We start from the raw sequence: 444 nt of genomic DNA, 5'->3' as shown, positions 1-444 counted from the left end.
GGCGACGGCTACGACGCGGTCGCAGCGGGCGCCGCCCCGGGCACCAGCGGCGGCGACGGCGGCGCCGGGGGCACCGGCAGCCTGCACGGCAACGGCGGCAACGGCGGCAGCGGCGGGGCCGGCACCGCCGGGCAGAACGGTGTGGCCGGCAGCACCGGCAACCCGACCGGCAATGCCGGTGGCGGTGGCAACGGGGGCGACGGCGGCAACGGCGGTGCGTCCGTCGGCAGTGGTAACGGCGGCAACGGCGGCAGCGGCGGGGCGGCCGGCGCGGGCGGTGCGGGTGCCGACCAGGTCGCCGGCAGCAGCGTGCTGCCCGGAGCCGGCGGCAACGGCGGGATCGGCGGCAAGGGCGGCGACGGCGGGGCCAGCGGCACGGCGGTCGGCACCGACGGCGGCAACGGCGGCGCCGGCGGGACCGGCGGGGCCGGCGGCAACGGCGGT

Annotated in this window: 1 pseudogene; it reads left to right on the top strand. The window is 82.4% G+C overall.

From position 1 onward, the window contains the following. Nucleotides 1–444: pseudogene (locus tag KIH27_RS22240) on the top strand (hypothetical protein); the annotation flags it as partial.

This window comes from Mycolicibacter acidiphilus (assembly GCF_018455725.1).
GTDB classification, from domain to species: domain Bacteria; phylum Actinomycetota; class Actinomycetes; order Mycobacteriales; family Mycobacteriaceae; genus Mycobacterium; species Mycobacterium acidiphilum.
This window is presented reverse-complemented; position numbering and strand designations above follow the sequence as displayed.